At 66.7% G+C, this 26,460-nt stretch carries 24 protein-coding genes and 5 pseudogenes; 14 read left to right on the forward strand and 15 right to left on the reverse strand.

The window, feature by feature from the left end:
- Window positions 1-13 precede the first annotated feature (13 nt).
- Complete coding sequence (locus LRS08_RS13890) at window positions 14-949, reverse strand: D-2-hydroxyacid dehydrogenase (protein WP_257843135.1); 936 nt, start codon at window positions 947-949, stop codon at window positions 14-16.
- A gap of 434 nt (window positions 950-1,383) precedes the next feature.
- Here LRS08_RS13890 and LRS08_RS13895 point away from each other — a divergent pair.
- The 3 genes and pseudogenes from LRS08_RS13895 to LRS08_RS13905 all read left to right on the forward strand — a co-directional run.
- A pseudogene (locus tag LRS08_RS13895) lies at window positions 1,384-2,250 on the forward strand (DUF1800 family protein); the annotation flags it as partial.
- A 103-nt stretch (window positions 2,251-2,353) separates the two neighbouring features.
- Complete coding sequence (locus LRS08_RS13900; RefSeq protein WP_260481685.1) at window positions 2,354-2,836, forward strand: DUF1800 family protein; 483 nt, start codon at window positions 2,354-2,356, stop codon at window positions 2,834-2,836.
- A gap of 11 nt (window positions 2,837-2,847) precedes the next feature.
- Window positions 2,848-4,218, forward strand: coding sequence for a DUF1501 domain-containing protein (locus tag LRS08_RS13905; protein WP_257843133.1), 1,371 nt, complete (start codon window positions 2,848-2,850; stop codon window positions 4,216-4,218).
- Between the two features lie 42 nt (window positions 4,219-4,260).
- Here the strand turns inward: LRS08_RS13905 and cysS are convergent, their stop codons facing one another.
- The 9 genes and pseudogenes from cysS to LRS08_RS13950 form a co-directional block, all read right to left on the reverse strand.
- Window positions 4,261-5,691 carry a cysteine--tRNA ligase gene (cysS, locus tag LRS08_RS13910; RefSeq protein ID WP_257843132.1) on the reverse strand — a complete coding sequence of 477 codons (1,431 nt, stop codon included), beginning with the start codon at window positions 5,689-5,691 and terminating at the stop codon, window positions 4,261-4,263.
- Between the two features lie 51 nt (window positions 5,692-5,742).
- Window positions 5,743-5,958, reverse strand: a complete 216-nt coding sequence (locus tag LRS08_RS13915; RefSeq protein ID WP_257843131.1) for a hypothetical protein — start codon at window positions 5,956-5,958, stop codon at window positions 5,743-5,745.
- Between the two features lie 106 nt (window positions 5,959-6,064).
- Window positions 6,065-6,868, reverse strand: coding sequence for an RNA methyltransferase (locus LRS08_RS13920; protein ID WP_257843130.1), 804 nt, complete (start codon window positions 6,866-6,868; stop codon window positions 6,065-6,067).
- Window positions 6,869-6,872: 4 nt separating this feature from the next.
- Window positions 6,873-7,145: an HPr family phosphocarrier protein gene (locus LRS08_RS13925; RefSeq protein WP_257843129.1), complete on the reverse strand. Its 273-nt coding sequence runs from the start codon at window positions 7,143-7,145 to the stop codon at window positions 6,873-6,875.
- Window positions 7,142-7,549 (reverse strand): PTS sugar transporter subunit IIA, encoded by a 408-nt coding sequence (locus LRS08_RS13930; RefSeq protein WP_257843127.1) that lies wholly within the window; start codon window positions 7,547-7,549, stop codon window positions 7,142-7,144. Before LRS08_RS13930 ends, LRS08_RS13925 begins: the two co-directional genes overlap by 4 nt.
- A 24-nt stretch (window positions 7,550-7,573) precedes the next feature.
- Window positions 7,574-8,495, reverse strand: a pseudogene (gene rapZ / locus LRS08_RS13935) (RNase adapter RapZ).
- Window positions 8,492-8,929 (reverse strand): HPr kinase/phosphorylase, encoded by a 438-nt coding sequence (locus LRS08_RS13940; RefSeq protein WP_374580146.1) that lies wholly within the window; start codon window positions 8,927-8,929, stop codon window positions 8,492-8,494. Before LRS08_RS13940 ends, rapZ begins: the two are co-directional and overlap by 4 nt.
- Window positions 8,930-8,953: 24 nt before the next feature.
- Window positions 8,954-10,545: pseudogene (locus LRS08_RS13945) on the reverse strand (stimulus-sensing domain-containing protein).
- On the reverse strand, window positions 10,514-11,230 hold the full coding sequence (locus LRS08_RS13950) for a response regulator transcription factor (RefSeq protein ID WP_257843124.1): 717 nt from the start codon (window positions 11,228-11,230) through the stop codon (window positions 10,514-10,516). The pseudogene LRS08_RS13945 and the gene LRS08_RS13950 overlap by 32 nt, the downstream one beginning before the upstream one ends.
- A gap of 230 nt (window positions 11,231-11,460) precedes the next feature.
- Between LRS08_RS13950 and LRS08_RS13955 the strand changes: the two genes are divergently transcribed.
- The 7 genes and pseudogenes from LRS08_RS13955 (at window position 11,461) to chrA (ending at window position 16,857) form a co-directional block, all read left to right on the forward strand.
- Window positions 11,461-13,074 carry a phosphoenolpyruvate carboxykinase gene (locus LRS08_RS13955; RefSeq protein WP_260480854.1) on the forward strand — a complete coding sequence of 538 codons (1,614 nt, stop codon included), beginning with the start codon at window positions 11,461-11,463 and terminating at the stop codon, window positions 13,072-13,074.
- A 158-nt stretch (window positions 13,075-13,232) separates the two neighbouring features.
- Complete coding sequence (locus LRS08_RS13960) at window positions 13,233-13,409, forward strand: hypothetical protein (protein ID WP_257843123.1); 177 nt, start codon at window positions 13,233-13,235, stop codon at window positions 13,407-13,409.
- Window positions 13,403-13,678, forward strand: coding sequence for a DUF2384 domain-containing protein (locus LRS08_RS13965; RefSeq protein ID WP_257843122.1), 276 nt, complete (start codon window positions 13,403-13,405; stop codon window positions 13,676-13,678). The genes LRS08_RS13960 and LRS08_RS13965 overlap by 7 nt, the downstream gene beginning before the upstream one ends.
- Before the next feature lie 51 nt (window positions 13,679-13,729).
- Window positions 13,730-14,179 carry a hypothetical protein gene (locus LRS08_RS13970; RefSeq protein ID WP_257843121.1) on the forward strand — a complete coding sequence of 150 codons (450 nt, stop codon included), beginning with the start codon at window positions 13,730-13,732 and terminating at the stop codon, window positions 14,177-14,179.
- 40 nt (window positions 14,180-14,219) lie between these two features.
- Entirely contained in the window at window positions 14,220-14,576 is a 357-nt protein-coding gene (locus LRS08_RS13975) for a hypothetical protein (RefSeq protein WP_257843120.1), read from the forward strand.
- A gap of 126 nt (window positions 14,577-14,702) precedes the next feature.
- Window positions 14,703-15,500 carry a chromate resistance protein ChrB domain-containing protein gene (locus tag LRS08_RS13980; RefSeq protein ID WP_257843119.1) on the forward strand — a complete coding sequence of 266 codons (798 nt, stop codon included), beginning with the start codon at window positions 14,703-14,705 and terminating at the stop codon, window positions 15,498-15,500.
- Window positions 15,497-16,857: pseudogene (chrA, locus tag LRS08_RS13985) on the forward strand (chromate efflux transporter). Before LRS08_RS13980 ends, chrA begins: the two are co-directional and overlap by 4 nt.
- A 134-nt stretch (window positions 16,858-16,991) precedes the next feature.
- On the opposite strand, the gene LRS08_RS20110 reads toward chrA, so the two are convergent.
- Both LRS08_RS20110 and LRS08_RS20115 read right to left on the reverse strand, forming a co-directional pair.
- Window positions 16,992-18,098: a DUF885 domain-containing protein gene (locus LRS08_RS20110; protein WP_312026687.1), complete on the reverse strand. Its 1,107-nt coding sequence runs from the start codon at window positions 18,096-18,098 to the stop codon at window positions 16,992-16,994.
- Window positions 18,099-18,135: 37 nt separating this feature from the next.
- Window positions 18,136-18,807, reverse strand: a pseudogene (locus LRS08_RS20115) (DUF885 family protein); the annotation flags it as partial.
- 96 nt (window positions 18,808-18,903) lie between these two features.
- Between LRS08_RS20115 and LRS08_RS13995 the strand changes: the two are divergent.
- A complete protein-coding gene (locus tag LRS08_RS13995; RefSeq protein WP_260480855.1) occupies window positions 18,904-20,100 on the forward strand; it encodes an alginate lyase family protein in 1,197 nt (398 codons plus the stop codon).
- Between the two features lie 45 nt (window positions 20,101-20,145).
- A complete protein-coding gene (locus LRS08_RS14000) occupies window positions 20,146-21,711 on the forward strand; it encodes a sulfatase (RefSeq protein ID WP_257843114.1) in 1,566 nt (521 codons plus the stop codon).
- A gap of 4 nt (window positions 21,712-21,715) precedes the next feature.
- Here the strand turns inward: LRS08_RS14000 and LRS08_RS14005 are convergent, their stop codons facing one another.
- The 3 genes from LRS08_RS14005 to LRS08_RS14015 are packed head-to-tail and all read right to left on the reverse strand — an operon-like array spanning window position 21,716 to window position 23,972.
- Entirely contained in the window at window positions 21,716-22,438 is a 723-nt protein-coding gene (locus tag LRS08_RS14005) for a hypothetical protein (protein ID WP_260480856.1), read from the reverse strand.
- Between the two features lie 39 nt (window positions 22,439-22,477).
- The gene (locus LRS08_RS14010) at window positions 22,478-22,975 is read right to left on the reverse strand and encodes an NfeD family protein (protein ID WP_257843112.1); all 498 of its coding nucleotides are present in this window, start codon (window positions 22,973-22,975) and stop codon (window positions 22,478-22,480) included.
- Between the two features lie 10 nt (window positions 22,976-22,985).
- Window positions 22,986-23,972 (reverse strand): SPFH domain-containing protein, encoded by a 987-nt coding sequence (locus tag LRS08_RS14015; protein WP_257843111.1) that lies wholly within the window; start codon window positions 23,970-23,972, stop codon window positions 22,986-22,988.
- Window positions 23,973-24,018: 46 nt separating this feature from the next.
- Between LRS08_RS14015 and LRS08_RS14020 the strand changes: the two genes are divergently transcribed.
- Window positions 24,019-24,840, forward strand: a complete 822-nt coding sequence (locus LRS08_RS14020) for a CoA ester lyase (protein ID WP_257843110.1) — start codon at window positions 24,019-24,021, stop codon at window positions 24,838-24,840.
- Window positions 24,841-24,903: 63 nt separating this feature from the next.
- Window positions 24,904-26,361, forward strand: a complete 1,458-nt coding sequence (gene guaB, locus LRS08_RS14025; protein WP_257843109.1) for an IMP dehydrogenase — start codon at window positions 24,904-24,906, stop codon at window positions 26,359-26,361.
- Window positions 26,362-26,460 lie beyond the last annotated feature (99 nt).

Genomic DNA, 26,460 nt, shown 5'->3' on the forward strand with positions numbered 1-26,460 from the left:
GGGCTTAGCGGGGTCAGTACCCCGCGTCGAGATCGACGATATTCGTCATCGGCGTCCCCGCCATGAATGCGCGCGCATTTTCCAGGAACAAGGTCGCCGCGCGCATGAACATCTTCGTCTGAGACCGGCCCGACAAATGCATCGAATGGATGGCATTGGGCGCGGTCCAGAGCGGGTGATCCTCAGGCAGTGGTTCGGGCGTCACCACGTCGAGGAACGCGCCCCCGATGCGCCGCGCGTGGAGCGCCGCGATCAGCGCATCCTGATCGACCATGTCGCCGCGCGCGATGTTGATCAGCCACGCGCCGGGCTTCATCGCCGCGAGTGCGTCCGCGCCGAACATTGCCCCGGTTTTGGCGGTCGAGGGGGCGGCGAGGACGATCCAGTCATAGTCGCCGATCCGATCGCGCCACTGGTCGGGGGTCAGGGTGCCGTCGCGGCCGGACCGTGTGACGCCCGTGACATCGACCCCGAACGCCGCCAGCCGCTCGCCGATCATCCGCCCGATCGTGCCGTATCCGATCACCAGCGCGCGGGTCTCGAGCAGCTCGATCTTGCCCGGCGCGTCGGTCGGCCACTCCCGCCGGTCGGCGGTACGCACTACCTGATCGAAGCGCTTGGCGGCGGCGAGGATGCCGAGCAGCGCATATTCGGCAACCGCGATCGCGTTGATCCCGACGCCATTGGTGAGGATCGTGCCGCGCGCCTTGAGCAGACCGGTGTCGAATGCGTCGATTCCGGCATAGATGGTCGACAGCCATTTGAGCCGCGCCCCCGCCGCCGCGATCTCTCCGGTCCAGCCTGGCCGGTTCATGTCGACCCAGCCGATATCGGCGTCGCCGATCATCGCCAGCGCCTCTTCGCGGCTGGTGAACCAGTGCGCGTCGATCCCGCCGGGCAGGCCGGGTTCGATCAGCGGGCGGGCGAGTGCGGGAAGGACGGCTTTCATGCGTGCAGGATGCCGGGATCAGCCCGTCCGGGCAATCGTCGCGGACAAAACTGGTTTGCGACAAATTGATACTCTTTTTGGCTGGCGCGGTGCGACGGAAAGGAGAATCATCTGCCCGGGCTCTGCGGGACGGGAGGTTCCGAGCGCCCGGGGTGGGACATATGGACAAGCTCGACTCGCCGCCGATCGCGGCGGATGAAGCCCCCGCGCTGCCGCCAACGGCCGCGGGCGAGGCCGCGCGTGCGACCGGGCGCGCTGGCGGAAGCATTGCCGCGGTTTCGGTGAGTAGCCTCGCGCTTGCACTGGCGGCGTGCGACTCGGGCGGCGGCGGCGGCGGCGGCGTCGTCTCGACCCCCGGACCGACCCCCACGCCCAGCCCCGCGCCGCCCCCGATCACGGCGGCGCAGGCAAGCCGGTTCCTGGCGCAGGCGACGATGGGCGCGACTGCCGCCGACATTGCCGATGTTCAGGCGCGCGGTTTCGATGGCTGGATCACCGCCGAGTTCGCCAAGACGCGCCCGACCAGCCTGTGGGACTGGCTCGTCGCCCGCAGCTATAATGTCAGCGCCAACATCAACAACGAAGCCGGGTTCGACAATGCGATGTGGAGCCAGCTCGTCGGGGCCGGCGATCAGTTGCGGCAGCGGGTCGGCATGGCGCTGCTCGAAATCCTCGTCGTCGGTATTGGCGGGGTAAACCTCAACTGGCGGCAATTCGCGATGGCCGCCTATGTCGACGTGCTGATGGACAATGCGTTCGGCAATTTCCGGACGCTGATCGAGCGGGTGACCTATAATGCCGCGATGGGGTCGTTCCTGACCTTCCTGGGCAACCGCAAGGCGGACGCCCGTACCGGATCGGTCCCGGACGAAAATTACGCGCGTGAGCTGATGCAGCTCTTCACCATCGGTCTCCACCGGCTGAACATGGACGGCAGCCTCGTCACGTCGGGCGGACAACCGGTTGAAACCTATACCCCCGACGACGTCTCGGGGCTCGCGCGCGTGTTCACGGGCCTGGTCGTCGACGGCTCCGACAGCACGACTCCGGACCGGTACCGACGTGCGATGATCTTCAACGCCGGCCAGCATGAGACTGGCGCCTCGACCTTCCTCGGCACGACCGTCGCGGCGGGGTTGTCGGGAAGCGACGCGGTCCGGCAGGCGCTCGACACGATCTTCGCGCACCCGAATGTCCCCCCCTTTGTGTCGAGGCAGCTGATCCAGCGGCTGGTCACCAGCAACCCGTCGCCCGCCTATATCGGGCGGGTCTCGGCGGTGTTCGCGAACAACGGATCCGGCGTGCGCGGCGACATGCAGGCGGTGATCCGCGCGATCCTGCTCGACAGCGAGGCGCGGACCGAGCCGAGCGCGGCCAGCGCGGGCAAAGCTGCGCGAACCGGTCATGCGCCTGACGGCCTGGGCGCGCGCCTTTGGGGCGACATCGAATTCGGGCAACTGGACGACGGGCAATACAAGCGATGCGACCGCGCGGCTGGCCCAGTCGATGGGGCGCAGCGCATCGGTCTTCAACTTCTTTCGCCCGGGCTATACCCCGCCCAACACGCCGATCGCCACCGCCGGACTGGTCGCGCCGGAATTGCAGATCACCAACGAAATCAGCGTCGTCGGTTACGTCAACTACATGCAGGCGGTGGTGAACAACACGACCGACCTGCGCACCGACTACGGGTCGATCAGCGGTATTGCGGGGGACAGCGCCGCGCTGGTCGACCGGATCAACCTGTGGCTCGCGGCGGGGCAGCTTTCCAGCGCCACGGTGACCGCGATCCGGACTGCGGTGGACAGCTCGACCAACCCCAATAACCGCATCGCGATCGCCATCCTGCTGACGATGGCCTCGCCTGAATATCTGACGTTGAAGTGAGGGGCGGGGACATGGACCAGAACCAATCGCGCCGCGCATTTCTGAAGCGCACCGCAGCACTCGGTGTCGCCGGATCGGCCGCACCCTTCGTCACTCAGCTCGCCGCAATCGGCGAAGCATCGGCAGCGGTCGCCAGCGATTACAAGGCGCTGGTGTGCATCTTCCTCTATGGCGGCAATGATTATGCCAACACGCTCCCGCCCTATGACAGCGCGACCCATGCCGCCTATCTGGCGCAGCGCCCGACGCTGGGCCACTCCCTCGACAGCCTGACCGCGACCCTGCTCAACCCGGCAAATCCGATGGGCGGGCGACAATATGCGCTCGCGCCGACCATGGCGTCGCTGCTGCCGCTGTTCAACGCGGGCAAGCTCGCGCCGGTGCTCAATGTCGGCACGTTGGTGCGCCCGACGACCAAGGCCGAATATAACGCACGGTCGGTCGCACTCCCGCCCAAGCTGTTCAGTCACAACGACCAGCAAAGCTATTGGCAGGCGTCGAGCGCGGAGGGCGCATCGTCGGGCTGGGGCGGGCGGATCGGCGACCTGCTGCAAAGCGGCAACGGCACCAGCGCGCTCACCTGTATCAGCGCATCGGGCAATGCGACCTATCTGTCGGGGCGGAGCGCGATTCAGTACGTCACCGGCACCAACGGGCCGACCGCGCTGATCAACGGCGCTTCGACGTTGTTCGGATCGGCGAGTGCGGCGACCGCGCTACGATCGATCATGGGCGGGACACAGACCAATCTGATCGCAAACGAACACGCGACGGTGTCGAAGCGCGCGCTCGACCTCTATACGCAGGTCAGCGGTGCGTTGGGCGGGGCACCGGCCGCGAACTTCCCGCTATTCCCCACCGGCAACCCACTCGCTGACCAGCTGCGCATCGTCGCGCGGCTGATCTCGGTGTCGCAGGAGCTTGGGGCGAGGCGACAGGTATTCTTCGTGTCGAGCGGCGGCTGGGACATGCACGACTTCCTGGTCCGCGATCACCCGACCCTGGTCGGCCGTGTCGCCGACGCGATGCGCGCCTTATACGACACCACCGTCGCGCTGGGCGTCGCGGACAAGGTGACCAGCTTCACCGCATCCGACTTTGGCCGCACCCTCGTCCAGAATGATGACGGCTCCGACCATGGCTGGGGCAGCATGCATTTCGTGCTGGGTGGCGCGGTGCAGGGCGGTCGCATCTATGGCACCCCGCCCGATTTCGGGCACAACACGCCAAGCGATGTCGGACAGGGGCGGCTGTTGCCGACCACCTCGGTCGATCAATATGCCGCGACGCTGGCGAGCTGGTTCGGGGTGTCGGCGGGGAACATGTCGACGGTGCTGCCGAATATCGGGAATTATTCGACGACGAATTTGGGGTTTGTCTAAACTCGTTCGCCGCCCCCGCTTTCGCGGGGGTGGCGATAAGCGCTAAACCTCCACCCGCCAGTCCCAGCCCACGGGATCGCCGTCCATCACCTCGACGCCGGCGCCGATCAGCTCGTCGCGGATGGCGTCCGATCGCGCAAAGTCTTTCGCGGCGCGGGCTTCCTTGCGCTGGGCGAGACGGGCTTCGATCTCGGCTTCGGTCACCTGCGCATCCGCTGGACGCACACGCAGGTCGGCGCGGGAGAGGTGCAGCAGGTCGAGGCCCAGCACTTCGTCGAATTGCGTCAGCACCATCAGCCGCGCTTCCTGCCCCAGTTGCTTGTCGGCGAGCAGTTCCTCCAGCACCGGCAGCGCCCTGGGGGTGTTGAGGTCGTCCGACACCGCCGCGTCGAGCCGCTCGAGATAGCTGGCCGCGTTGCCGCCACCCTTGCCCTCGGCCGCGCGGAATTTCTCCGCCGCCAGCACCAGCCGCCGCAGCCGCACGAGCGCTGCCATCAGATTCTCGCCGCTGAACTCCAGTTCGCTGCGATAATGCGCCGACAGGCACATCAGGCGATAGGCGAGGGGGTGCACGCCCTTCGCCACCAGCGCGTCGAGCGTTGCGATGCCGCCCTTGGACTTCGACATTTTCCCGCCGCGATCGACCAGGAAGTTGTTGTGCATCCAGATCTTCGCGCCGGAATCGCCACAGCTGCAATGCGCCTGATTCTGCGCGATTTCGTTGACGTGATGGATCTCGCGATGGTCGATCCCGCCGCTGTGGATGTCGAACGGCAGGCCGAGCAGCTCGGCGCTCATCACCGAACATTCGAGGTGCCAGCCCGGCGCGCCGCGGCCCCAGGGCGAATCCCACTCCATCTGGCGCGTCTCGCCCGGCGGCGTGGTGCGCCAGATCGCGAAATCCTGCGGGTGGCGCTTGCCTTCGACGCTCTCGATCCGCCCCTCGCCGGCATCGTCCTGCCCGCCCGACAGCTTGCCGTAATCGGGCACGGTGCTGCTGTCGAAATAGAGGCCGCTGTCGAGCTGGTAGCAATGCTGGTCGGCAATGCCCTTGGCGAAGTCGATCATCTTGGCGACATAATCGGTCGCCAGCGGCATATGATCGGGCGTGCGGATGTTGAGGTCGCGCAGGTTGCGGCGGAACACATCGGCGTAATGGCGCGAGATTTCCCACGCGCTCAGGCCGCGCTTCTTCGCCGCCGCCTCCATCTTGTCCTCGCCCTCGTCGGCGTCGGACGTCAGATGGCCGACATCGGTGATGTTGATGACATGGGTGAGCTTATGCCCCTTCCACCGCAGCACGCGGCTGAGCGTATCGGTGAAGACATAGGCGCGCAGATTGCCCAGATGCGGGTCGCTATAGACCGTCGGTCCGCACGAATAGACGCGCGTGCCCTTGGCGGGGTCGATCGGCGCGAAGGCTTCGGTCGCGCGGGTGAGGCTGTTGTAGAGGGTGAGCGTGGCGCCAGTCATGCGCCGCGCCATAGCGCGGGGGAGGCGGCTTACCAACCTCCCCGTGCGGGTTCAGGCTGCCAGCGACTTCATGGTGAAGCGTCCCGCGCCGAAACTGCCGCCGGTGTTGATCGGCAGCGCGGTGGCGCAGAAAGCGCATTCGGCTGTCATCCGCCCGATCGTCCAATGCGACTGGCCGCACCCGGGGCAGACATTCTGCTCGCCGGGACGAAAGGCAACGCGATAGCCGCTGTTGGCGGCGGTGAAAGGGGTCGTGTCGTAAAACATCGGCTCGTCTCCAGACTTGCCCGGTTCGACGCGCGGAATCAGGGTTTTGTTCCAAACGCGTAGCAAAGCAGGCGGCGCGTGTTGCGATTGTGCAACGGTCGAGCGGTCAGTCCAACGGACGAATTCGGTCGAGCACGGTGTAGGCCATGACGGCGGTCGCAACGGCGGCGTTGAGGCTGTCGGCCTTGCCCAGCATCGGGATTTTCACGCGGACATCGCAGGCGGCGGCATAGTCGGCGGGCAGCCCCTGCGCCTCGTTCCCGGTCAGCAGGAACACGGGCGCGGCAAAGGCCGGCGTGCGATAATCGACCGCACCCTCCAGCGCGAGGCCGACCAGCTGACCCGGCCCGGATCGCAGCCAGCCATGAAAGTCCTCCCACGGCGCGCGCGCGATCGGGATCGTGAACAGCGCGCCCATGCTCGCGCGCACCGCCTCGACGCTGAACGGATCGACGCAGTCGTCGACCAGGATCAGGCCACCCGCACCGACCGCGTCCGCAGTGCGCAGGATCGTGCCGAGATTGCCGGGATCGCGCAGCCGCTCGGCGACCAGCCAGAGCGGTGCGGCATTGCGGTCGATACGGGCGAGGTCGGTCGAAAGCTCGCGATAGACACCGACCACCGCGCCCGGATTGTCCTTGCCCGACAGCTTGGACAGGATGTCGCTGTCGGTCTGGATAACCTCGCCGCCGGATGCTTCGGTCGCGGCGATCAGTTCCTGCGCCAGCGGGTGGCCGTCATACCCCTTGGCAAAGAACAGATAGGCCGGCAGATGCCCCGCCTCGCGCGCTTCGGTCAGGATGCGCAGCCCCTCGGCCAGGAACAGCCCCTCGTCGCGGCGATGCTTCTTGTCGCGCAGCGATCGCACCCGCTTGACCAGCGGATTGGAAAAGGCGGTTATTTCGCGCACCGGCTCAATCCTCGCCGAAGCGGTCCTCGACCAGTTCGACCAGCTTGAGCACCGCATCTTCGGCACCGTCGCCCAGCGCGCTGATCGTGATCGTGTCGCCCATCGCCGCGCCCAGCATCATCAGCCCCATGATCGACGTGCCGGTGACTGCGTTGCCGTCCTTTTCGACGGTCAGCTCACAGGGCTGCGACGATGCGAGGGTGACGAACTTGGCGCTGGCGCGCGCATGCAGCCCGCGGCGGTTGCCGATCAGGACGGTGCGGCTGACCCGGCTCAAGCAGCAGCCTCGCCGAGCACTTCGGACGCCACGGTGATGTATTTGCGCCCCGCCTCACGCGCCGCCGCCACCGCTTCGGTCACCTTCATCGTCTTCCGCGCCCCGCCCAGGCGAATCAGCATGGGCAGATTGATGCCGGCGATCACTTCGACCTTGCCAGCCTCGAGCAGCGAAATGGCCAGGTTCGACGGGGTGCCGCCGAACAGGTCGGTCAGCAGGATCACCCCGCGGCCGCCATCGACGGCGATGATCGCCTTGGCGATATCCGCGCGCCGCTCCTCCATATCGTCCTCGGGGCCGATGCAGATGGTGGCGATGCGGTCCTGACGACCGACGACATGCTCCATCGCGACGACGAACTCCTCCGCGAGCCGCCCGTGCGTCACGAGTACCAGTCCAATCATGTCTTTACGCTTGTCCCATGCGGTTCATCTTGCAGCCGGCGGGCCTTCTAGCGAGTCCTGCGGCGCGGTTTGCAAGTCACGATGCGCCACCGTGGGCGAAAATCCCGCCTCGCGCAACCGGCCAGCGACCCGTTCGGCGATATGGACCGACCGGTGTCTCCCGCCGGTACAGCCGAAGGCAATGGTAACATAGGATTTTCCCTCGGCCTGATAGCGGGGGAGGAGGAGCAGCAGAAGCTCCTCGATCCGCGCTACGCCCTCCGCATAGGCCGGGTCGCCCGCGACATAGGCGGCGACATCGGCGTCCTTGCCGGTGCCCGGACGCAGCAGAATCGACCCAGTGCGGATTGCGCAGGAAACGCATGTCGAACACCAGGTCCGCCCCCGCGGGAACGCCGCGGGCAAAGCCGAACGACATCACCGAAACCACTGTTTCGCCCAAGCCGGGGCCGGAAAAGCTGGTTCGGATCTGTTGCGCCAATTCGTTCGATGACAGGCTGGTCGTGTCGATTACCCGGTTGGCCCAGCGGCGCAGCGGTTGCAGCAGCTCGCGCTCGCGGGTGATGCCGTCGCTCGCTGGCCGGTCGAGCGCGAGGGGGTGGCGACGGCGCGTTTCCGAATAGCGGCGCTCCAGCTCCGCGCCCGAACAGTCGAGGAACAGCGTTCCCATGTCGTAGCCGCGCTCGTCGCGCAGCTTCTTGATGCGGCGCACGATGCTGTCGGCGTCAAAGGCGCGGGTGCGGGTACCGATTCCGATCGCGAGCGGTCGGTCGTCGCCATCGACGCCCTCGGGCGGGTCGGTATCGAGCAGGCGGTTGAGCAACAGCAGGGGCAGGTTGTCGACCACCTCCCAGCCAAGATCCTCCAGCGTTCGCAGCACGGTCGACTTGCCCGCCCCCGACATACCCGTGACAAGCAATATCTGCTTGGCGCGCTTCCTGGTCATTGCATCTGCTCCGCCAGATGGCGCAACGCCAGTTCGACCTTGATCGGAGCCGAGGGCTCGAGCGCGGGAAGCGCGACTACCGGTACATCGACTCCCGCGATGCGGCGAACATGCGGGACAAGCGGCATGCGCGGCGGATCGTCGAAGATCGTGACCAGCAACCCGATCGGCGCGGTGTCGATATGCGGCAGCGACACGACGCCGATCCCGCGCACTTCGATCTTGCCCGCGATCGTCGCCGGGGGCGCGGCGTGGAGCACCCCGTCACGCCGTGTGCAGATCGTGTAATCGTCGGACACCAGCAGCGCGCCGCGGTCGATCAGGCGCAGCGCCAGATCGGACTTGCCCTCGCCCGATCGGCCCTCGATCAGCACCGCGCGACCGTCGATCGCGACGCAGGACGCATGCAGCGTTTCGGAAGACAGGATCGCCACGTTTCTCTTATAGCCTCCGAACCTTCATCCCGGTTGCACGAATGGCAGGCGGACGACGAACCGCGCGCCCCGCATCCGGTCCTCGCGCGTCTCGACGCCGATACTGCCCTGATGGCCTTCGACGATGGTTCGCGCGATCGCAAGCCCTAGCCCGGAATGCTTGCCGAATTCCTCCCCTTCGGGCCGGTCGGTATGGAAACGGCGGAAGATCGCCTCGCGCGCCTCCTCCGGAACGCCCGGTCCCTCGTCCTCGATCCGTGCCTCCAGCATGTCGTCCGCCGCGCTCAGCGACAGCGCGACCGTGCCGCCGTCGGGGAAAAGGACACGGCATTGTCGATCAGGTTCGCGAACACCCGCTCCAGCCGCGCGCCTTCGCCCATCACCAGCGGCATTGGCCCGACTGGCGCGTCGAAGCGCAGCCGGATCTCGCGCTCGATTCCGCGTGTCGTGCGCTGCTCGACCATTGCAGCCAGCATCGCGCTCAGATCGACCGGGTCGAACTTGGCGCGCGATAGCTGGGCATCGAGCCGCGACGCCTCCGAAATGTCGCTGATCAGCCGGTCCAGACGCAGCACATCGTCGCGCACCACCGCCAGCAATTGCTCCTGCAACGCCGGGTCACGCACCGCCATCAGGCTGTCGACCGCGGAGCGCAGCGAGGCGAGGGGGTTCTTGATCTCATGCGCCAGATCGGCGGCGAACGCCTCGGTCGCGTCGATCCGTGCACGCAGCGCGAGGCTCATGTCCGACAGCGATCGGGCGAGATGGCCGATCTCGTCGCGACGCTCGGGCAGGCGCGGCACCACCACTTCGCGCGCACGCCCGAGACGCACGCGTACCGCCGCACGCGCAAGGCGGCGCAGCGGGCGGACGATTGTGCGCGCCAGGAACAGCGACAGGAAGATCGACAGGCCCGCAGTGAACGCCAGCACCACGCCCAACCGGAACCGTTCGACCCGGACAGTCTGGGTGATGTCGCGCGCGTTGGAGCTGGTGAACACCGCCCCCTCCGGCCCAAAGGGCGCGGCGGCGGTGATCACCGGCGTTCGGTCGGGCGCGCGCCACACGGTCGCGCTCGCCTCTCCGGTGCGGAGCGCGGCGGCGATGTCGGGCCAGTCGAGCCCCTTGGTCGGTGCGCGCTCGCGAAACTGCTGGTCGCGATCCGCCCCCGCCACGGTGTCGATCACCGCGTCGAGGAAACGCGCCGCGCTCTGGTTCCACGGATCCTTGTCGGGATCGCGCAGCACGAAATTATTGAGTCCCAGCGCGCGGGTGTCGAGAGTCAGTCGCCCGGCGCGGTCGTACAGGCGGATGCGGATATCCGCCTCGCTCGCGATCCGCTCGACCAATGCGGTGCGGTCGGCGGGCGGGGTCATTGCCACGGCCTGTGCGATCAGCCGCGCCTCACGGCTCGCCTGCTCGACCCGGCTGTCGACGATTCGTGCGCGGTAACTGTCGAGGTAGAAGAACCCGCCCGCCAGCATCACCAGCGCAAAGATGTTCACCGCCAGGATGCGCGGCGTCAGGCTGACCCGGCCGGACCAGCGCAGCGACAGGTCGCGCTCCTCCTGCGGAGGAGGCGGCCTATTCGTCGGAGAATCGGTATCCGGCGCCATAGAGCGTCTCGATGGCGTCGAAATCGGGATCGACCTGCCGGAACTTGCGGCGCACGCGCTTGATATGGCTGTCGATGGTGCGGTCATCGACATAGATATCGTCCTGATACGCCGCGTCCATCAGCTGGTTGCGCGTCTTGACGATGCCGGGCCGCTGGGCGAGCGTTTCGAGGATCATGAACTCGGTGACGGTCAGCGTGACATTGTCGCCCTTCCACGTCACCTTGTGGCGCGCCGGGTCCATCGTCAGCGGGCCGCGCTCGATCACCGGCTGCGCCTCGGCTGCCACTTCCTCTTCGCCTTGTGCCGTCGCTGCAACCAGCTCGGTGCGGCGCAGGATCGCGCGGATGCGGGCGATCAGCAGCCGCTGGCTGAACGGCTTCGCGATATAATCGTCCGCACCCATCGCGAGGCCCAGCGCCTCGTCCAGCTCGTCATCCTTGCTGGTCAGGAAGATTACCGGGATCTGGCTCTTCTCGCGCAGCCGCCGCAGCAGCTCCAGCCCGTCCATGCGCGGCATCTTGATGTCGAGCACCGCCAGCTCGGGTGGATTGTCGACCAGCGCCTTCAACGCCGCCTCCCCATCCGAATAGACGCGCGTCACGAACCCCTCGGCCTGCAACGCGATCGACACGGACGTCAGGATGTTGCGGTCGTCATCGACCAGCGCAATCGTTGCGGTCATGACGGAGGGGGTAGCGGAATGTGGGGCGAGGCTCAACACGGCGGACACTCGGGCTCCGCAGCGCCGAGACGGGGGAATGCAACAGGTCAGCGTTGTCACCCAAAAATAGAGGGTTACCAGGCTTTTGACACCGGTTACTGGCGTTGACCCCCGTTTCCGCCGCTGCCTATGCGCGACTCCACGCATACGAATGCAATGCCGTGCGGAGAGGCGCGGCGGAGGAGAGAGACGTGACCGATCGTACCCCGAAGATCGGCCTCGACGCGCTGGGCGTCGCGGCTGGTACCACCATTCACTGGAACTTGTTGCCTGCCCAACTGGTCGAGCATGCCGTCCGCCGCGGTGAGGGCCGTCTGGCGAAGGACGGGCCGCTGGTCGTTGAAACCGGCAAGCACACCGGCCGCAGCGCCAAGGACAAGTTCATCGTCCGCGATGCGGAGACCGAGAACACCGTGTGGTGGGGCAGCACCAATGTCGGGATGACGCCGGAGCATTTCGCGGCGCTCAAGGCCGATTTCCTCGCGCACCTTGGCACCAAGGACACTTTGTTCGTCCAGGACCTCTATGGCGGGTCGCAGCCCGAGCATCGCGTCACCGTGCGCGTGGTCAACGAATATGCCTGGCACAGCCAGTTCATCCGCACGTTGCTGGTCCGCCCGGAGGCGCATGAGCTCAAGGACTTCGCCGCCGAATATACGATCATCGATCTGCCCAGCTTCCGCGCCGACCCGGCGAAACATGGCTGCCGCAGCGAGACGGTGATCGCGGTCAACCTGACCGAAAAGCTGATCCTGATCGGCGGCACCGCCTATGCCGGCGAGATGAAGAAGAGCGTGTTCGGACTGCTCAACTATCTCCTCCCGCCGCAGGGCATCATGCCGATGCATTGTTCGGCCAATATCGGCCCGAACGGCGACACGGCGGTGTTCTTCGGCCTGTCGGGCACCGGCAAGACGACGCTGTCGGCCGATGCCAGCCGCACGCTGATCGGCGATGACGAGCATGGCTGGTCGGACACCGCGGTCTTCAATTTCGAGGGCGGCTGCTACGCCAAGATGATCAACCTGTCGCCCGAGGCCGAGCCGGAGATTTTCGCGACCACCAAGCGTTTCGGCACGGTGCTCGAAAATGTCGTGATGGACCCCGAAACGCGCGAGCTCGACTTCAACGACAACAGTCTCGCGGAGAACAGCCGCGGTTCCTACCCGCTCGATTTCATCCCGAACACAAGCGAGAAGAATCTGGGCCCGGTGCCGAAGAACATCATCTTCCTCACCGCCGATGCCTATGGCGTGTTGCCGCCGATCGCGAAGCTGACGCCCGAACAGGCGATGTATCACTTCCTCTCGGGCTATACTGCGCGCGTCGCGGGGACCGAGATCGGCGTGACCGAGCCGACCGCGACCTTCTCGACCTGTTTCGGCGCGCCGTTCATGCCGCGCCATCCGTCGGTCTATGGCAATCTGCTCAAGGAGCGGATCGCCAAGGGCGGGGTCGATTGCTGGCTGGTCAACACCGGCTGGAGCGGCGGCAAGGCGACGATGCCGGGGATCAAGCGGATGCCGATCCGCGTCACCCGCGCGCTGCTCAACGCTGCGCTCGACGGCAGCCTGAAGGATGCGGAGTTCCGTCAGGACCCCAATTTCGGCTTCATGGTCCCGGTCGCGGTCGGCGATATCGACCCCAACATGCTCGACCCGCGCGCCGCATGGGCGGACAAGGGCGAGTATGACGCGACGGCGGCAAAGCTGGTCGACGAGTTCGTCGCCAACTTCGCGCAATTCGCCGAGCATGTCGATGAGGGCGTCCGCCAGGCGGCGCCCAAGGCGACCGAACCGGCCTGATCAGTCGCACATACCCCGCCGCCGGTCGCGTCGGCGGGCTATGTGCTGGCTTTTTTGGGGTCGAGCCCCTACATACCGATCATCGTCGGCACATGCTTCGTAGGCGCCGGCGACTGAGAGATTCTTCGCGCTCCCGCTTACACAAAGGGAGCCGCTCTATGGACCTCAACTATCTCCTCTATCGCCACCAGGTGTCGCTGATGCGCGCCAAGGCATCCGACTGCCGGTGCGCCAGCCGGTCGCACCGTGGCCTGGCGCATGGCTATGCCGAGCGCATCCGCGTGCTGCGCAGCGCCATGGGCGAAGAGGGTTCGCTGACGCGCGCGTCATGCTGACCCCCGCGCCGCATGAAACCGACAAGCCGCGCACGCGTCAGTTCCGCCGCCGCAGCGACACGCCGCGCCTTTCCCCCGATGCCGCAGCACGACAGGGCCGCGTCGCCACGCTCGTCTGGGAACGGTTGCGCGAGAGTGTCGCCGCTGCCTCGTTTCTCAATGCGCACGACGCGGGGCTGGGCGGGCGACCGATCGACCTTGCCATTGCAGGCGATGACGGGTTTCGCGCGGTCGTTGCGCGACTGGATGCGCTGCACCCGCAGAGCTAGCGCCCGGGCGCGTGATTGACTCGCTGCGCTGCCGGCTCTTACCCGCGGTGCATGACCGATCACCCCATCCGCTTTTTCGAGACCGAGGCCGAGATCGTGCGTATCGGCGACGGCCTGATCGCGTGTGCGCTCGACCGCGCCGACTGGACCCATGAGGCGCATCTCGCCGCGTGCCTCTATCTGCTCGCGCGCCGCCCCGACGTGGACGTCGATGCGCAGATCGCGGGCATCATTGCGCGCTTCAACGAGAGCGTCGGCGGCGTGAATGACGACCAGAACGGCTATCACGACACGATTACCCACGCCTATGTCGCCGGCGTGCGGTGGTTCCTGAACGGGTCGGCGAGCGGCGACCTGTGCGCCGACGTCAACGCATTGCTGTCCAGCGAAGTGGGCAGTCGCGACTGGCCGCTGCGCTTCTACAGCCACGACCTGCTGTTCTCGGTCGCCGCGCGGCGCGGATTCGTGCCGCCCGACCTCGCACCCTTGCCTGTCGCATGATAGGATCGCGTCGGGACTTCCCTATCAAGGAGCGACGCAGATGAGCATCCTCGATTCGATCCTCGGCCAGGTCAGCGGTAATGACGGCATCGCCAATCTGGCGGCCAAGGTGGGGCTGTCGCCCGAACATGTGGAATCAGCCGTTCAGGCACTGGCGAAACACCACCAGATGCAGGGCGACACCGCCGAGGGCGCGGCCGCCGCGACCGGCCTTCCGGTGGCGAAGCTGAATGAACTGATCGAGCAGATCGGCGGCGAAGGGGCGCTCGACAAGTTCGCGACGATGCTCCAGACCGACGGCGCGGGCGGCATCCTCGGCGCGCTCGACCGCGATGGCGACGGCAACCCGCTGAACGACCTCGCCGGTATGGCTGGCGGCTTGTTCGGCAAGAAATAATCCTTTCGCGCCGCGCGCTTGACAGTCAGGGCGCGGCGCGGTTCATTAATCGGCATGGGGACGGCGATCGCCCCAAGAGGCGTCAGCCGAAGTGTCGCGTCCAGTCTTGCAATCCAAGGACGCATCATGCCTGCACCCGATTCCATCGCTCCTGCGACGCTCGCGCGCCTGATCGGAACGCCGACAGCGCCGGCGCTCTATGACCTGCGCCCGCCCGATAGCCCCAACCGTATTCCCGGCGCGAGCCGCCGTGCGCCCGCGCCAGACGCCCGCGCCGTGGTGGTGATCGACGCGGCAGGCGGGGCGGAGGCGCATGCCGCCGCCGCACGGCTGCGCCATGACGGCATCGCCGCCGAGGTGCTGGAGGGCGGCCATAACGGCTGGACCGCCGCCGGACTGCCGCTGTTACAGGAGGCGGCGCTGGAGCGCGACGCCGATGACCGCACCCATTGGGTGACTCGCAGCCGGCCCAAGGTCGACCGCATCGCCTGTCCCTGGCTGATCCGCCGCTTCGTCGATCCGCACGCGGTCATCCTGTTCGTCGCGCCAGGCGAGGTCGCGGGCGTCGCCGCCGCGACCGGCGCCGCCCCGTTCGACATAGCGGCAGAAGGGGTGCGCTGGAGCCATCGGGGCGAGGCTTGCACCTTCGACGCATTGCTCGACGATCTCGGGCTCGGGGCGATCCCCGCGCTCGCCCGGCTCGCCCCGATCGTGCGCGGCGCGGACACCGCGCGGCTCGACCTCGCGCCCGAAGCGGCAGGGCTGGTCGCGCTCTCGCTCGGCCTGTCGCGGCTGTACAGCGACGATCACCGCCAGCTGGAAGCAGGAATGGACCTCTACGACGCGCTCTATCGCTGGGCGCGCGATGCGCAGGACGAGCGGCACGACTGGACCTCGCACCAGCCGCGCGGAGGCCGGGCATGAGCGCGGCGGCGACGATCCCGCTCGGCGAAGCGGTGCGCGTGTGGCTGCGCATTGCCGCGCTGTCGTTCGGCGGTCCGGCGGGGCAGATCGCGGTGATGCACCGCGTGCTGGTCGACGAAAAGCGCTGGATCGGCGAGCAGCGTTTCCTCCACGCGCTCAACTTCTGCATGCTGCTGCCCGGGCCGGAGGCGCAGCAGCTCGCGACCTATATCGGCTGGCTGCTGCACAAGCGGATCGGCGGGCTGATCGCGGGCGGGCTGTTCATCCTGCCCGGCGCGCTCGCGATCATGGCGTTGAGCTGGATCTATGTGCTGTGGGGCACCAGCGGGCTGATCGGCGGCCTGTTCTTCGGGCTCAAGGCTGCGGTGCTGGCGATCGTCGCGCAGGCGGTGGTGCGGATCGGCGGCCGCGCGCTGCGCCCAACGCCGCGCGGCTGCTCGCGGCGGCGGCGTTCGTCGCGATTTTCTTCCTCGGTGCGCCGTTCCCGCTGATCGTATTGGGCGCGGGCCTGATCGGCTGGCTCGCGGGACGGTCGGGGAGCAAGGCGTTCGTGGGCGGCGGGCATGGCGGGGCAGCGGGCGGCGTTGCCGACCGCGACACGGTGCTCGGCGAGGAATTGCCCGACCATGCGCGGCCGCGTTGGCGCGCGGTGCTGTTCGACACCTTGCTGTGGCTCGCGCTGTGGCTGGTGCCGATCGCGGCTTTGCTGGTCTGGCGCGGCCCGGATCATGTGATGAGCCAGATCGCGACCTTCTTCGCCAAGATGGCGATGGTGACGTTCGGCGGGGCCTATGCCGTGCTCGCCTATGTCGCGCAGCAGGCGGTCGAGCATCATGGCTGGCTTTCACCCGGCGAGATGATCGACGGGCTCGGCATGGCGGAAACGACGCCGGGACCGCTGATCATGGTGCTCCAGTTCGTCGGCTTTCTCGGCGCGTATCGCGATCCCGGCATGCTCTCGCCGATGCTGGCGGGGACGCTGGGCGGGCTGCTCGCGACCTGGGTGACCTTTGCGCCGTGCTTCCTGTGGATATTCCTCGGCGCGCCGTTCATCGAGCGGTTGCGTGGCAATGCGGCGCTGGCCGGGGCGCTCAGCGCGATCACGGCGGCGGTGGTCGGCGTTATCCTCAACCTGGCGCTGTGGTTCGCGATCCACGCGGTATTCCGCACGACCGTGGCGGTCGGCGCAGGACCGGTGGCGTTCGATGCGCCCGTGCTGACGAGCATCGACCCCTGGGCGGCGGTGCTGACCCTGTTCGCGCTGGTCGCGGTGTTCCGGTTCAAGCTCGGCCTGTTCACCGTGCTCGCACTCTGCGCCGCCGCGGGGGTGGCGCTGCGGCTGGCGGGGTTGGTCTAGGGCTACTGGATTACTCCAACGCCCGTTTGCCCTGAGCTTGTCGAAGGGCCGCTCCCGGCCTCACAGAACGCAGGAACAGTGCTTCGACAAGCTCAGCACAAACGGGGTAGGGATGCTATTTGGAGCGCGTGGCCTTACCCCTTTCGGCTGGCGATATGTCGGTCGATGACGCTTTCCAGCACGCTCATCGGCACGCCGCCGCCGAGCACAAGTGCGTCGTTGAACGCGCGGAAATCGTAGCGCGGCCCCAGTTCGCGCTGTGCCTTCGTCCGCAGCCGATTGATCGCGGTGTGGCCAAGCTTGTAGCCGCACGCCTGACCCGGCCAGCTGCAATAGCGGTCGACCTCGCCGCTGACTTCCTCGACCGACGATCCGTTGGCGGTGGCGAACCATTCGATCGCCTGTGCCCGCGTCCAGCGCTTGGCGTGCAGCCCGGTATCGACGACGAGACGACAGGCGCGGAAGGCGAGGCTCTGGAGATAGCCCAGCCGCCCGACCGGGTCGCTGTCATACGCCCCCAGCTCCGCGCCCAATTGCTCGGCATAGAGCGCCCAGCCCTCGCTATAGGCGTTGAAGCCGAGCAGCGAGCGGACCAGCGGCAGCTTGAACGTATATTCGCCCTGCCAGGCATGGCCCGGAATGCCCTCGTGATAGGCGAGGGTGGCGAGGCTGTATCTGGTGTGGAGGTGCGTGGTGCGCAGGTTGAGCCACACCCGCCCCGGCACCGTCCCGTCGATCGATCCCGCGCCGCCATAGGCACCCGGCGCGCCCGGCTCTTCGGCGAGCGGGAGCCGCTTCACCTCGACATTACCGCGCACCAAAGTGTGGAACGCCTGCGGCATCTTCGCCTTCATGTCCTCGATCGTCCTGGTCATGTAAGCGAGGATTTCCTGCCGCCCGGCATCATTGTCGGGGTAGAGGAACTTGGGATCCTTGCCGAGCGCGGTCATGCGCGCGCCGACGCTGCCCTTGCTGTAGCCGAGCTTCTTGAGGATCGTGTTCATCTCCGACTGGAGCGCCTTCAGCTCCTCGCGCCCCGCCTTGTGCACCTCGTCCGGGGTTATCGTCGTGGTGGTCGCCGCGCGCAGGGCCCAGGCGTAGTAGGCCTCGCCGTCGGGGAATTTCCACACACCGGCTTCGCTCGTGGCCTTGGCGCGGTGGCGCTGTAGCTCGGCGATCTGGCGGTCGAGCGCGGGGGGCGATCTTGCCCGCCGCCAGCTTTGCCGCCGCCACCGCCTGATCGCCGGTCACGACCTTCTTGCCGGTGAAATTCTCGACCAGTTCCCACTTTCCCGCATCGGTGCCGCGGGTCAGCGCGATCTGACGCAGGCATTTGTCGAGCAGGAAGTCGGGCGCGACGACGCCCTTGTCGTATGCGATCTTGAGCCGCTCGGTCTCGCCGTCGATCTGCCCAGCCCAGCCCTCGAACCGCGCGAGCCAACTTGCCGCGTCCGCCGCGCTCTCGACCTTGTGCTCGCTGTCGAGGAAGCGCGGCATGTCGAGATAGGCGCCGACATTCTGCACCACGACATAGGGGGCATTGCGCCACCCACCCACGGCGACGTCACCATAGCCGAACGCAAAGCCGTCCAGTCCGACCTGGAACGCGGTGCGCACGACATCGACATTGGTCTGCATCACCGGCGACAGCGCGGCGCGATCGAGCGCGTCGAGCTGCGCGATCCGCGCGCGCAGCCCCTCCGCAACCTTCTGCCGGCCCGCGATGCTGCGATCCTCGACCATCGAGCGCAGATGCGCGCGCTCGCCCTTGTCGATGCCCAGCGAGGTCGCGCTCTCGGGCGAACTGGTCAGCAACTGCTCGGCAGTCGCGCTCAACAGCTTGTCCGCCGCTGCATCCGCAGAGGGTGCCCCCTGCGCACAGGCGGGGAGCGTGGGGAAGGCGGCGAGCGTGGCGGTCGAGGCGAGAAACTGGCGGCGGCTGGCGATCATGGCGGCTCCGGATGCGCGGGAGGGACTAGTTGCTGGCGTTACCTTAGCGAAGCGCGCGACGCATGCCACCCCGGGCTGGGCGGTTGCACGCGCCTGATGAAGTTGTATGACAGCTTTACGGCACGAGAGGAGCGGGCGATGCACAGACGCGCGATACTGGCTGGCGGCACAGCGCTGGCCGTCTGGCCGACGCGCATCGCCGCGACCGGGATCGATATTGCGGCGATCGACCGGCGCCGCATCCTGCGCGCAGCGAACCGCTATCTCACCGACGCGCCAGTCACGATCACCGCTTTCCGCGCCGAACGCAGTCCCGGAACGCGCCACGATTACTATTCCGAAGGCGACTATTGGTGGCCCAACCCCGCCGATCCGGAGGGCCCCTATGTCCGCCGGGACGGCTATTCCAACCCGGCGCGGTTCGATGCGCATCGTCAGGCGCTGATCCGCCTGAGCTTGCAGGTTCCCGCATTGGTGGCGGCGTGGCGGCTCACCCGCGACCCGCGCTACGCGCGCCATGCCGAGCGGCATCTCGATGCGTGGTTCGTCGATGCCGAGACCCGGATGGCACCCCATCTCGACCACGCGCAGGCGATTATCGGGATCAACACGGGGCGCGGGATCGGGGTGATCGACACGCTGCACCTGGTAGAGGTCGCGCGCGCGATCGCGGTGCTCGATGCCGGGTTGCGTCTTGAGCGCGGTGCGGCGATCCACGATTGGTTTCGCGCCTATCTGGGCTGGCTGACGACCTCGAAAAACGGCACCGACGAGCGCGACGAGAAGAACAATCACGGCAGCTGCTGGGCGCTGCAGGCGGCAGAGTTTGCGCGGCTGGTCGGAGATCGGCAGGTTCGCGCCACTGTACGCGACCGCTTCCGCACCCGCCTGATCCCCGACCAGATCGCGCCGAACGGGCGCCAGCCGCTCGAACTCGCGCGGACCAAGCCGTACAGCTACAGCCTGTTCAACCTCGATGTCCTCGCGGCGCTGGCGCATATCGCCTCGGACAACGGCGATCTGTGGCGCTTCGCCACGCCGGACGGGCGGTCGCTGGCCGGGGCGCTGGCATTCATGGCGCCCCATATCGCCGACAAGGCCGGCTGGCCGTACAAAGCCGATGTCGAATATTTCGACGCGCTGCCTGTGCGCCAGGTCGCGCTGCTGTTCGGGGGACAGGCGCTGGACCGCCCGGATTATCTTGCCTTGTGGAAGCGGTTGAATCCTGACCCACAGGTTCCGGAGATCATCCGCAACTTCCCGCTGCGACAGCCGCTGCTCTGGACGATGTAACCGGTTTCATCTACATCCGCTTCAACGATGGAACGGGAGAGAGTGATGCGGAACAAGGCGCTGTGGGTCGCGCTGATGTCGATGGTGGCGACGCCGGTGGTCGCGCAGCAGCGCAAGGCACCGCAGCGGCCCAATATCGTCTATATCATGACCGACGATCACGCGGTTCAGGCGCTGTCGGCCTATGGCCACCCCGTCTCGCGGCTCGCGCCCACGCCCAATATCGACCGGATCGCCCGCAACGGCGCGCGGTTCGACAACAGCTTCGTCACCAACTCGCTCTGCGGTCCCAGCCGCGCCGCGATGCTGACCGGCAAGTTCGGCCATATCAACGGCTTCAATCAGAATGGCGAGCATTTCGACACAAGCCAATGGACCTGGCCGCGCGCGCTGAAAGAGAGCGGCTACCAGACGGCGGTGGTCGGCAAATGGCATATCGGCCCGACACCCGGCGCGATCAATTTCGATTACTGGAAGATCCTCGACGATCAGGGCGAATATTATAACCCCGATTTCATCACCGCCGAAGGCCGCACCCGGCCCGAGGGTTATGCCACCGATCTGGTTACCGATCTCGGCCTCGACTGGCTGAAGAGCAAGCGGACCAAAGGCAAGCCGTTCGCGCTGATGGTCCATCACAAGGCGCCGCACCGCAACTGGATGCCGCCGCTGCGCCATGTGCAGAAATACCGCAACGTCACCTTCCCGGTCCCGGCGAGCTATTTCGACGATTATGCGGGCCGCATCCCTGCCGGAAAGCAGGAGATGAACATCTATCGCGACATGTATGAGGGCCACGACCTCAAGATGACCGTCGCGGCGGGATCGAACGAACTCCGCTATAACCGCTGGCCGGGCGCGTTCGAGCGGATGACCCCGGCGCAGCGCGCCGAGTGGGACCGGCTGTATCAGGCGGACAACGACGCAATGAACCGCGCCGACCTGTCGCCGCAGCAGCTCGCGATCTGGAAATTCCAACGCTACATGCGCGATTACATGGGCACGGTCGCGGCGGTGGACGACAGCGTCGGGCGGCTGCTCGATTATCTCGAAAGCAGCGGACTGTCGAAGAATACGATCGTCGTATATACTTCAGATCAGGGCTTTTTCCTCGGAGAGCATGGCTGGTTCGACAAGCGCTGGATGTATGAGGAATCCTTCCGCACTCCGCTGTTGATCCAGTATCCCGGCCATATCCCGGCGGGGACTGTGGTGTCGCGGATGGTGCAGAATATCGACTATGCGCCGACCTTCCTCGATTATGCCGGGGTGCCGCTGCCGGACGCGATCCAGGGCCGCTCGCTACGTCCTGTCGCGGAAGGCCGGAAGGTCCGCGACTGGCGCACCAGCCTCTACTACCATTATTATGAGTTCCCGGCCTTCCACGCGGTGCGCCCGCATTATGGCGTGCGCACCGACCGCTACAAATTGATGCGCTTCTATGGCGATATTGACACGTGGGAATTCTACGACCTCAAGACCGACCCGCAGGAAATGCGCAACGCGATCGCCGACCCGCGCTATGCGGGCAAGATCGCGAAGATGAAGGCCGAGCTGGCCCGGCTACGCGCCCAGTATCGCGACGACACCCCAAGGGCGGCGTCACGATAAAATATCACTCCGCGCGCCAGGGGGTGCGTTCGGCGATCAGCCGCTGGGTCAGCCGCTCGGTCAGCTCGACTCGCGCATTTTGCGCGGCGGCGCTGCCGTCGAGATCGTCGGCGATGCGATAGCCGGCGCGGCGGCGCACCGCGCGCAGGATTGCCTCGCGCGATCCGTCGGGCTGGCGTAGCATCTCGTCGGCCAGCGCCTCGCCCAGCCACTCCCATGCCTGCGCGGTCGCGGCGTCCTTGGCCGCCGGGGCAGTATCGACAAATTCGATGCTCCGCGCGCGCGGGGCCGCCTGAGCCGCAGTCTGCGCGCTGCGGCGGGTGACCTCGACGAACGCGCCGATCCACAAGGTGAGATAGCCGGCCCAGACCAACACCCAGCGGACATGACGGTCGAGCGTGGTAGCGTCGTCGGGTGTGCCATGATCCATCGCGCAGCGGATGACGGCGATCGCCACTGCGGCGGCGACGATGTTGAACAGAAAAAGTCCGGGCCGCAGCGCGACGGTGCGCGGCTGGCGCAGCGACCAGAGCGTCCAGGCGAAGAAGGCGGTGGCAACGCCGACCACCACGAACCGTGTGTCGTCCAGCCAGGGTGGCGTGCCGTCGTCGATCCATTGCGAGCGCAAGGCCAGCAGAGTGTAGCTGAAGGCCCAGAACAGCGCGACCCAGACTGCAGCGCCACGCGACAGTCGCTGCGACGGCGATGTGACAAAGTTACGATACATGATCGCCTCATAATCCGCTGAGGACGCGGGGGAAAGCGGTTACGCCTGTCGTTCGTCGAACTGCGCGCCGGATTCTGTCGCCCCGATCGCCGTCACCGCCTCGACCACCACCACGCCACCGCGGACATCGACGATCCGCGCCTTCGCGCCGACTGGCAGGTCCGGTCCTTCCGCCGGCCATTCGCCGTCGCCAACCCGCACGCGCCCGGTGCCGCCGACGATCGCGTCGACCACGGTCACGCTCTGCCCGATCATCCGGGCGGCGCGGTTGTTGAGGTCGGGGTCGGCGCTCGGCACCGGGTTCGCGCCGTACCAGCGCTTGCCGACCAGCACCGCGACGGTCGACCAGGCGGCGAAGCTGATGAACTGGCCGATCGCGCCCAGCTCCGGGAACACCAAAGCCAGCACGCCCGTCGCCGCCGCGCCGAGCGCGAGGAAGGTGAGATACACCCCGGGCAGCATCAACTCGCAGATCGCGAGCAACGCCGCGACGATGAGCCAGACGAAGCCTGCCTGCTCGGCCAACCAGTCGCTCATTGCTGCCCCCTTATTCCTGCGTGCCACCGAACGGCGACTGGCGCACCCGCGCGGGCGGGGCAGGGGGCGCTGGCGGCGTATCCTTCCCGCCCAAAGCCTCCTTGGCAAGTTCGCCGATCCCGCCCAGCGTTCCGATAAGCTGCGTCGCCTCGACCGGGAACAGGATCGTCTTGGCGTTGGGGCTGGTCGCGAACTTGCCGACCGCTTCGACATACTTTTGCGCGATGAAATAGTTGAGCGACTGGGCCGAACCGCTCTCGACCGCCTGGCTGACCAGCTCGGTCGCCTTGGCCTCGGCCTCCGCCGCACGCTCGCGCGCTTCGGCGTCGCGGAAGGCGGATTCCTTCCGGCCTTCGGCTTCAAGGATGCGCGCCTGCTTCTGGCCCTCGGCGCGCAGGATCTCAGAGGCGCGCGAGCCTTCGGCCTCAAGGATATTGGCGCGCTTCTCACGCTCGGCCTTCATCTGGCGGCCCATCGCGTTGACGATGTCGGCGGGCGGGCGGATGTCCTTGATCTCGACGCGCGTGATCTTGACCCCCCAGGGCGTGGTCGCATGATCGACCACCGAGAGCAGCCGTGCGTTGATCTCGTCGCGCTTCGACAGCGTCTCGTCGAGGTCCATCGACCCCATCACCGTGCGCAGGTTCGTTGTCGTCAGCTGAAGCAGCGCGACATAGAGGTCCGACACCTCATAGGCGGCCTTGGCGGCGTCGAGCACCTGAAAGAACACCACGCCATCGGTCGAGATCATGGCGTTGTCCTTGGTGATGATTTCCTGACCCGGAATATCGATCACCTGCTCCATCATGTTCACGCGGCGGCCGACGCGATAGAAGAACGCCGGATAGAGGTTGAACCCCGGCTGGGCGACGGTGGTGAAGCGGCCGAAATGCTCGATCGTGTAGTGATAGCCCTGGCGGACGATCTTGATGCTGGCGAACAGGTACATCAGCACCAGCAGCATCAGGATGAAGAAGGTGCCGATCGTCAGTTCCATCGCTAGTCCCCTCGCATTTCGGCCCTGACTCTAGCATAGCGATGGCATGAGCAAAGCGATTTACGCCCCGCCGCGCACCGCGCTGTTCCTGCCCGCGTCGAACCCGCGCGCGATCGAAAAGGCCAAGGGGCTGGCTGCCGACATGATCATCCTCGACCTCGAGGATGCGGTGAAGGCGCAGGACAAGGAAGCCGCGCGCGAGGCGGTGAAGGCGATCGATGGCTTCGGCGACCGGCCGTTCGGCGTCCGCGTCAATGGCGAGCACAGCGAGCATTGGTCGAAGGATCTGAAGGCGGTGAAGAAATCCGCCGCGACCCATGTCGTCATCCCCAAGGTCGAAAAGGTGGAGACGATCATCACTGCGGGCATCTATTCAGGGAAGCCCGTGCTCGCGATGATCGAGACTCCCGCGGGCGTGATGAATGTCGGCCCGATCGCCTCGGCCAGCGGCTGGGGCTATGAGCTGGCGGGGCTGATCGTCGGCACCAACGATCTTGCCGCGTCGCTCAAACTGCCGCCCGCCGCGGGCCGCGCCCAGATGGCGCTTTCGCTGCAACTGGTGGTGCTGGCGGCGCGGGCTCGCGAGTTATGGGTATTCGACGGCGTGTTCAACCGTCTCGACGATCCCGAGGGACTGGCCGCCGAATGCGCCGAGGGCCGGTTGCTCGGCTTCGACGGCAAATCGCTGATCCACCCCAACCAGATCGACATCGCCCGTGCTGCTTTCGACCCGACCGAAGCGGAACTCGAAGAAGCCCGCGCGCTGGTGGCAGCCGCGACCGGCGGCGCCGAACGCTACAAGGACGCGATGATCGAGGAGATGCACGTCGATCAGGCGAAGGCGCTGCTGGCGCGGGCTGGCCACTAGCGCCCGTCACAAAGCGTCGTTACATGGGCCGCCAATTCTCGACTCAGGAACTTGGCGCATCCCATGGATATCCCTCTCGGCCTCACCTTCGACGACGTCCTGCTCTATCCGGGCGAGAGCGAGGTGCTGCCGAGCATGGCCGACACCCGCACCCGGGTGACCAAGTCGCTCGCGCTCAACATCCCGATCCTCTCCTCCGCAATGGACACGGTGACCGAAGCGGACATGGCGATCGTTATGGCGCAGCTCGGCGGGCTCGGCGTCCTGCACCGCAATCTGGAAGTCGATGAGCAGGTTGAGGCAGTGCGCGCGGTCAAGCGCTTCGAAAGCGGCATGGTCGTAAACCCGATCACGATCCGCGCCAGCGGCACGCTGGCCGAGGCACAGGCGCTGATGACGCGGCACAAGATCAGCGGTATTCCGGTGACCGAGGAGAACGGCAAGCTGGTCGGCATCCTCACCAACCGTGACGTGCGCTTTGCCGAGAATCCGGGTCAGCCGGTCAGCGAGCTGATGACGCACGACAATCTCGCCACCGTATCGATCGGGGTCGGGCAGGAAGAGGCGCGCCGTCTGCTCCACGCCCGCCGCATCGAAAAGCTGCTGGTGGTGGACGAAAACTACCGCTGCGTCGGCCTGATCACCGTCAAGGACATCGAAAAGGCGGTGAACTATCCTAACGCGACCAAGGACGGCGCAGGCCGCCTGTGCGTCGCCGCAGCGACCACGGTCGGCGACAAGGGCTTCGAACGCACCCAGGCTTTGGTCGATGCCGAGGTAGACCTGATCGTCATCGACACCGCGCACGGCCATAACAAGGACGTCGCACGCGCGGTCGAGCGGGTGAAGAAGCTGTCGAACCGTGTCCAGGTCGTCGCCGGCAATGTCGCCACTGCCGCGGCCACCCGCGCGCTGATCGACGCGGGCGCGGACGGGGTGAAGGTCGGCATCGGCCCCGGATCGATCTGCACCACCCGCGTCGTCGCGGGCGTCGGCGTGCCCCAGCTCACCGCGGTGATGGACGCCGCCAACGAAGCCGCCAAGTCGGACGTGCCGGTGATTGCCGATGGCGGCCTGCGCACCTCGGGCGATCTCGCCAAGGCGCTCGCCGCTGGGGCCTCGACCTGCATGGTCGGATCGCTGCTCGCCGGGACCGAGGAAGCGCCGGGCGAGACCTTCCTCTACCAGGGCCGCGCCTACAAATCCTATCGCGGCATGGGCAGCGTCGGCGCAATGGGCCGCGGCTCGGCCGACCGCTATTTCCAGGGCGATATCAAGGACCAGTTGAAGCTGGTCCCAGAGGGGATCGAGGGCCAGGTCGCGTTCAAGGGGCCGGCCAAGGACGTGATCCACCAGCTGATCGGCGGCATCAAGGCGGCGATGGGCTATACCGGCGCCGCGACCATCCCCGAGCTGCGCGAAAAGGGCAAGTTCGTCCGCATCACCAATGCCGGCCTGCGCGAAAGCCATGTCCACGACGTGACGATCACGCGCGAAGCACCGAATTATCCGACGCGGTAAACTTCGTATAAAATAGCTTTTCTCAGTGATTTAGCTCTACTGGAACCTTCGTTACGCCAGCGCGTTGAGCGATGTGGGGCGGTGCATGTGCGCCGTTTG

Origin of the sequence: Sphingomonas sp. J315 (assembly GCF_024666595.1) — a bacterium.
In the GTDB taxonomy this organism is placed as follows: domain Bacteria; phylum Pseudomonadota; class Alphaproteobacteria; order Sphingomonadales; family Sphingomonadaceae; genus Sphingomonas.

What these genes read in the sequence shown, in the direction of transcription:
- LRS08_RS13890 (WP_257843135.1), bottom strand. Translation starts at nt 949, where the DNA reads ATGAAAGCCGTCCTTCCCGCACTCGCCCGCCCGCTGATCGAACCCGGC.
- LRS08_RS13900 (WP_260481685.1), top strand. Translation starts at nt 2,354, where the DNA reads ATGCGCCTGACGGCCTGGGCGCGCGCCTTTGGGGCGACATCGAATTCG.
- LRS08_RS13905 (WP_257843133.1), top strand. Translation starts at nt 2,848, where the DNA reads ATGGACCAGAACCAATCGCGCCGCGCATTTCTGAAGCGCACCGCAGCA.
- cysS (WP_257843132.1), bottom strand. Translation starts at nt 5,691, where the DNA reads ATGACTGGCGCCACGCTCACCCTCTACAACAGCCTCACCCGCGCGACC.
- LRS08_RS13915 (WP_257843131.1), bottom strand. Translation starts at nt 5,958, where the DNA reads ATGTTTTACGACACGACCCCTTTCACCGCCGCCAACAGCGGCTATCGC.
- LRS08_RS13930 (WP_257843127.1), bottom strand. Translation starts at nt 7,549, where the DNA reads ATGATTGGACTGGTACTCGTGACGCACGGGCGGCTCGCGGAGGAGTTC.
- LRS08_RS13950 (WP_257843124.1), bottom strand. Translation starts at nt 11,230, where the DNA reads ATGACCGCAACGATTGCGCTGGTCGATGACGACCGCAACATCCTGACG.
- LRS08_RS13960 (WP_257843123.1), top strand. Translation starts at nt 13,233, where the DNA reads ATGGACCTCAACTATCTCCTCTATCGCCACCAGGTGTCGCTGATGCGC.
- LRS08_RS13965 (WP_257843122.1), top strand. Translation starts at nt 13,403, where the DNA reads ATGCTGACCCCCGCGCCGCATGAAACCGACAAGCCGCGCACGCGTCAG.
- LRS08_RS13970 (WP_257843121.1), top strand. Translation starts at nt 13,730, where the DNA reads ATGACCGATCACCCCATCCGCTTTTTCGAGACCGAGGCCGAGATCGTG.
- LRS08_RS13975 (WP_257843120.1), top strand. Translation starts at nt 14,220, where the DNA reads ATGAGCATCCTCGATTCGATCCTCGGCCAGGTCAGCGGTAATGACGGC.
- LRS08_RS13980 (WP_257843119.1), top strand. Translation starts at nt 14,703, where the DNA reads ATGCCTGCACCCGATTCCATCGCTCCTGCGACGCTCGCGCGCCTGATC.
- LRS08_RS13995 (WP_260480855.1), top strand. Translation starts at nt 18,904, where the DNA reads ATGAAGTTGTATGACAGCTTTACGGCACGAGAGGAGCGGGCGATGCAC.
- LRS08_RS14000 (WP_257843114.1), top strand. Translation starts at nt 20,146, where the DNA reads ATGCGGAACAAGGCGCTGTGGGTCGCGCTGATGTCGATGGTGGCGACG.
- LRS08_RS14005 (WP_260480856.1), bottom strand. Translation starts at nt 22,438, where the DNA reads ATGTATCGTAACTTTGTCACATCGCCGTCGCAGCGACTGTCGCGTGGC.
- LRS08_RS14010 (WP_257843112.1), bottom strand. Translation starts at nt 22,975, where the DNA reads ATGAGCGACTGGTTGGCCGAGCAGGCAGGCTTCGTCTGGCTCATCGTC.
- LRS08_RS14015 (WP_257843111.1), bottom strand. Translation starts at nt 23,972, where the DNA reads ATGGAACTGACGATCGGCACCTTCTTCATCCTGATGCTGCTGGTGCTG.
- LRS08_RS14020 (WP_257843110.1), top strand. Translation starts at nt 24,019, where the DNA reads ATGAGCAAAGCGATTTACGCCCCGCCGCGCACCGCGCTGTTCCTGCCC.
- guaB (WP_257843109.1), top strand. Translation starts at nt 24,904, where the DNA reads ATGGATATCCCTCTCGGCCTCACCTTCGACGACGTCCTGCTCTATCCG.